This is a genomic window from Akkermansia sp., assembly GCF_020860705.1.
GTDB lineage: Bacteria > Verrucomicrobiota > Verrucomicrobiia > Verrucomicrobiales > Akkermansiaceae > Akkermansia.
Genome location: NZ_JAJBTT010000035.1, coordinates 1 through 5,492 on the forward strand (window position 1 = coordinate 1; position 5,492 = coordinate 5,492).

Consider the following 5,492-nt stretch of genomic DNA (forward strand, 5'->3'; position numbering starts at 1 on the left):
TAGCATAAGGTTTGATTTGCAATATTTGCCATTGTTCGCGGATTAGAAATCCGTAATAGTCGGAGCAGGGAAATGCATTTCGCTTTCCTCCTTCAACTCAGCACAGTCAAATGAAGAAAACTTTATATTTAATTTCTTGTGTGGTGGCCTCCTCCCTGATGGCACAGGGCGCTACGCTGGTGTCCGAATGGGATGGATTTACCGCGGACGGCGCGGCTACGACGGGAAACCTGACTTTCAATTTCGGCGCCAGTTCTGTGAGTGACGGCGTTTTGAACGTGAAAGCCGACGGTTCGTTGGCGAACCGTCCTACGGTGGATTTGTCCTCCGCCGGCTTGAACCTCTCTGCCGGCCTGACTATTTCCCTTGAAGTGAAAGGTGGAGCCAGCAGAAATGGTGTCAACGACAATCTGATTGGCCTGGCATCTGCAGATAATCAATATTTGTTTGCAGCCGGTACTAACGGCAGCGGCAATGGCTCATTCCTGTTTAATGGAAGTATCAATAATGCGGGGAATACGGGTAATAACACCCCCTTGAACGTTGTTTCCACTGAATCGACAGCTATTCTTACCATCACGGCCGGCTTGGAAGGATCCCGCGTTGTGTTCAAGATGTATCAAGACGGCGAGCTTGTTGCTTCCGGGAGCACCACTAATACCAGCATGGCTCAACAGACTCTAACAAAGCTGACCCTGGGCGGTTGGGCAGGGAATTCTACTAGCAACACGACCGATGAGAATGTCTCCCGCTTGGCTATCTATGACGGCGCAATGACTGCGGATGAAGTTCAGGCCGCTTATATGGCCTGGACGGCTCCAGAACCTGCTACTACTACGCTGAGCTTGCTGGGGCTGGGGTCTCTGCTCCTGCACCGTCGGCGTCAGCATTAAGAGTTTTTCCGTTTTACGCGTTACAGGGCTCCATTCCCGGCAAAGGGGATGGGGTCTTTTTTTGAGAGTGGAGAGTGGGTGGGAAGAAAAGTGCGGAGAAGGCCAATAAAAAGAGGGCCGTTCCGCATTGAGGAAGTGGAACGGCCCTGCGAAGGTAAAAAGGCCGGGTTTGGGAACTCCCGGCGGCGTGTTATTTGACGGCGATCGTCTGTTCCCGGTCAGGGCCTACGCCTACCGTCGTGACGGGGCAGCCGATGAGCTCGCCCATGCGCTTGACGAATTTTTTGGCGTTTTCCGGAATCTCTTCCCAGGAGCGGCAGGTGGAAATGTCCTGCATCCAGCCGGGCATCGTTTCATAAACGGGCTTGCAGCGTTCCCATTCGGCCACCGTGGCGGGCGGATAGGCCTGGATTTCACCATCCAGGTCATAACCGGTGCAGATTTTGATTTCCGGACACTTGTCATAGCCGTCCAGGTTGGTCATGGCCATTTCATCAAAGCCGTTGAACATGGCGGAGAAGCGGAGCAGCACGCCGTCAGCCCAGCCGCAGCGGCGGGGGCGTCCCGTAGTGGCGCCGAATTCACGGCCCATGCTGTGCAGGTGGTTGGAGATGTCTTCATCCTCCGTGACGAAGGGGCCCGAACCCACGCGGGTGGTGTACGCCTTGCACACGCCGATGATGCGGTCAATCTTGTGCGGGGGCACGCCCGTTCCGGTGCAGGCGCCGGCGGAAGAGGTATTGGAGGAGGTGACGAACGGGTAGGTGCCGAAGTCCACGTCCAGGTAAGCGCCTTGGGCGCCTTCAAAGAGGATGCTCTTTCCGGAGGCCACGGCTTCATGCATGACCGGAATGGTGTTGGTGATGTGGGGGCGCAGCACGTCCGCGGCGGCGCTTACTTCCGCCACCATCTTTTCTTCATCCATGGCGGGAAGGCCCATGCGTTCCATTTCCGCATTCGCCATCTTGATGCGGCGGCGGAGCACTTCGTCAAAGATGCTGGGGTCCCTCATGTCCGCCATGCGCACGCCGATTCGGCGGGCCTTGTCCGCGTACGTGGGGCCAATGCCGCGCTTGGTGGTGCCGATGGCTTTTTTGCCGAGGGCGGATTCCTGGGCGGCGTCCATTTCCTTGTGGAAGGGAAGGACCACGTGGGCGCGGTCGGAGATGAGAAGATTGTCTTTTGTGATGGACACGCCCTGGCCGCGGAGTTCATTGATCTCCTCCACCAGGCCGATGGGGTCCAGAACCACACCATTGCCAATGACGCAAAGCTTGCCCGGCCACAGGATGCCGGAGGGGACAAGATGCAGGATGTATTTTTTCCCGTTGGCGATGACGGTGTGGCCGGCGTTGTTGCCACCCTGGCCGCGTGCCACCACGTCGGCGGATTCCGTCAGGAAATCAATCATTTTGCCTTTGCCTTCGTCGCCCCACTGGGAGCCGATAATAATGGTATTCATGATAAAAATGGAACTCAGAGACCTTAATGATATTCCATCCTTATGGCAAGACAATCTTACAAACTTGTTAAGTTTTCCTGATAAGATGAGTTGGAAAAAGAGAGATGTTCCGGGCGCCGGCAAGGAGGTTTCTTCAGGGAAATGGGCGTGGTTCTGCCGGATGGACCGGTTTCAGGAAAGGGGAGAGCCACGGTGCTGGACGGGAAGGACAGTGCCGGAGAGGGAAAGGAGGGTAAGAAGAGGAGGAAGGTGTGATCGCAGGAAGAAACGAGGGAAACGCTGATTCACCGTAGTCTTGCGCCTTTGGCGCCTGGGAGTGAAAGGCTCCCGCCTTTCGTAGATAAAAGATTTTTCCGGAGCGCGGCGGAGGCTCCTTTTTAAGCAGCAGCCGCTTCTGTGGAGGCAGCTATGAGGGGCGGGAGCCCCTCATTCCCAGGCGTGATGCGGCAGGGAAAGGGGCGGCAGAGATGTTGACGGACTGTTGATTTACGGTCCTTTCCAAACATTCCGGCGTATCCGTAAGACGGGGGGGCTTTTTGTAAAAAATCCCCGGACAGGTAATCCGCTATGGAAAAAGCAGGGGGCAGTGACCGCGGTAGCCCTTTTGAAAGGGAGTTTAGCGGAAATGCAGGGCGGAGCGGTGAGCCTCCGCGGGGACCAGGGTTTTCCAGATGTCTTCATCTGCGGCGATCATGCGCTGAATGTCCCGCGGCGTGTGGCGCAGCAGGAATTCATTGAAGAAGGGGACGTCCACCACCAGCCCGTTCGCCAGGAAGTGCTGGTACAGGTGCACGTACTGCTCCGGAGCGCGGAAGGTGCGGGCCGTAACGAATTCACCGGATTTGCGGTTGAGCCACGGAGAGACGTACAGGCGTGTCTTGTTCTGGAAGGTGCGGCCGAAGGATTCCAGGATGCCGCCGGGGATGTCTTCCGTCCATTTTTCCTTGAACAGTTCGTTCAGCAGGCCGATGGAGAGGGCGATCGCGATGGGTTCGTTCGTGTAGCGTGCAAGTAGCTCCGACAGGTTGTCGAAACGGGCCATTTTAGTAATCAGCACGTTTTTGCCCAGAGCCTTCAGGCTGTCCGCCCGGTCCAGGAAGTCCAAGTGGTCCACGTCCCCGCCGCGGAGCAGGTTGTTCATGGATATTTCACAGATTTCCAGGCAGCGGTCCGCCTGCGTCTCGTTGATGTGGGTGAGGAAGCACTTTTTCACCTGCGCCATCACTTCCAGATGCAGGTTGCAAACGGGGTTGAAGCTGCCCCTCATCAGCACGATGGGGCGCTTGTACAGCACGTCTGCCGCCTGGGCCACCTGGCCGTTGGCCAGGAACAGGGTGGCCGGCGTCAGTCCGGATTTAACCAGCTGGAGCGCAAAAAGGCGGTTGTCCACCATGGAAAAGCCGTGGCCCTCAAAACGGACGACGTCTATTTCCACCAGCCTGGGGTCCAGATTGTCCACCAGGGATTCAATAAATTCCTCCAGCCGGTCCCTTTTGAAAAAGACGGCGTGCAGGATATTGACGCCCAAAATGCCCAGGTCCTTCATCTGGCTGTCGTGGTCCGGGTCATTCAGGCGCACGTGGATGATCAGGTCGGAAGGTTCCGCTTCCGGCTTCAGCTGGAAGCGCACGCCTATCCAGCCGTGCCAGGGGCCGTTGTCCCGGTAGCCCTTTACTTTTACCGTATTGCAAAAGGCGAAGAAGCGGGTGTCCTTGCCGCGCTTGGGGCCCAGGCGATTGATGAGCTGGGTGAATTCGTAGTCCAGCATGCCTTTCAGGCGCTCCTCGGAAACGTAGCGTTTGACGGGGCCGTACAGGGTGTCGCTGACCGTCATGTCATAGGCAGAAATGGTTTTGGCCACCGTGCCGGCGGCTCCGGATGCCCGGAAAAACCAGTTGGCCGTTTCCTGCCCGGCGCCGATTTCCGCAAAGGTGCCGTAAATCGTGGTAGCCAGGTTGAGTTGGAGGGCTTTGTCCTGTGTTTGCGCTAGTGCTTTGGAACTCATGGAAAAAGAGGGGCGGAGTCAGACAGTCAGTTGGTGGAGGGGAGGCGGGTGCGGGTGGCGTCGCTCATCCACCCGGAATGCAGCAGCTTGTCAATGATGACGGCCTGGTTGCCGGGCAGGTCCGCCGGGTAATGAATGAGCACGCAGACGCGCACGGGGCCGTTGTAGAGCAGTTTGGTCAGTTCCAGGGCCAGCGGGGCATACCTGTCTACATAGGCGTACAGCCGCTCCCCGTTCGGAAATTCAAGGGAGAAGTTGATGTAACCCGTATTGCGGTAGCTTTCAGCGGAGGACTCCTCCAGGAAGGGCGTTTGGTAAACGCCGGACATGCTGAGGATTACTCTGACGGGAACGGGAGCGGAAGGCTTTTTAGCTTCCAGTTCTGCCGGGAGCACGTGGGAGTATCCCTCCCAGGCCTCCCAGTCCAGCTTCCATTTGTCAGAGGGGGGATCATACAGGAAAACGGCGGGGCGGACGGTGTTGTCATCCATCAGCACGGAAATTTGAAGCAGGTCTCCATTCTTGGAGCTCTTGCCCGCTTCATGAGGCAGGTAGTCCTTGTACTGGCCATAGGCGGCCCAGTGGGCCATTTTGGGGGCCGTGGCAGCGGGATCCATCACGTAGTTGAGCCTTTCTTCGTCTGATTTCGCCATGCAGTACAGGGCGAGCTCATTCATGGCAGCTGTGATGTGGGCGGAGACGGATTCCACTTCCCGGTCCTCCCGGCTGCGGGAATGGGCCGTGAGGCGGTACTGGTGTTCCCTCTGCTTCAATTCCTCCAGCAGGTCCTTGTTCACTTCCAGGGAGAAGTCCGCTTCATGGTCCACAAACAGGTCTGAAATGTTCACGATTTTGGAGCCTTCCGCTTCCATGGCCCTGCCGCGCAGGAACATGAAGACGCCCAGGGCTGCCAGTACCAGGCCGGTGACGAACAGCCAGATATGCCAGGTGGGGCGGTATTCGCTGCGCGCGGCTTCCTTGGCGCTGAGCTGGTATTCCGGCACTTCCTGCGCTAGGGTGGCGCTGCCGGCGGTTGCAATGGAAGGGGGGGGGCCCCGGGTTGCGTCCGGTTGGGGATTGTTGTGGGAGTGCCGGAGGGGGTGGTGCCCGGGGTGGCGTGATCGGTTATCGA

General features: G+C 57.7%; 4 protein-coding genes. 1 reads left to right on the top strand and 3 read right to left on the bottom strand.

The window, feature by feature from the left end:
- Positions 1–110: 110 nt before the first annotated feature.
- A complete protein-coding gene (locus LIO64_RS07720) occupies positions 111–893 on the top strand; it encodes a LamG-like jellyroll fold domain-containing protein (RefSeq protein WP_290548864.1) in 783 nt (260 codons plus the stop codon).
- A 190-nt stretch (positions 894–1,083) separates the two neighbouring features.
- Here LIO64_RS07720 and LIO64_RS07725 read toward each other — a convergent pair whose 3' ends face one another.
- The 3 genes from LIO64_RS07725 to LIO64_RS07735 all read right to left on the bottom strand — a co-directional run.
- Complete coding sequence (locus tag LIO64_RS07725) at positions 1,084–2,355, bottom strand: adenylosuccinate synthase (protein ID WP_290548865.1); 1,272 nt, start codon at positions 2,353–2,355, stop codon at positions 1,084–1,086.
- A gap of 616 nt (positions 2,356–2,971) precedes the next feature.
- Entirely contained in the window at positions 2,972–4,360 is a 1,389-nt protein-coding gene (locus LIO64_RS07730) for a TonB-dependent receptor (RefSeq protein WP_290548866.1), read from the bottom strand.
- 26 nt (positions 4,361–4,386) lie between these two features.
- Positions 4,387–5,492, bottom strand: a 1,106-nt coding sequence (locus LIO64_RS07735) for a hypothetical protein (protein WP_290548867.1), incomplete at its 5' end; no start/stop codon positions are given.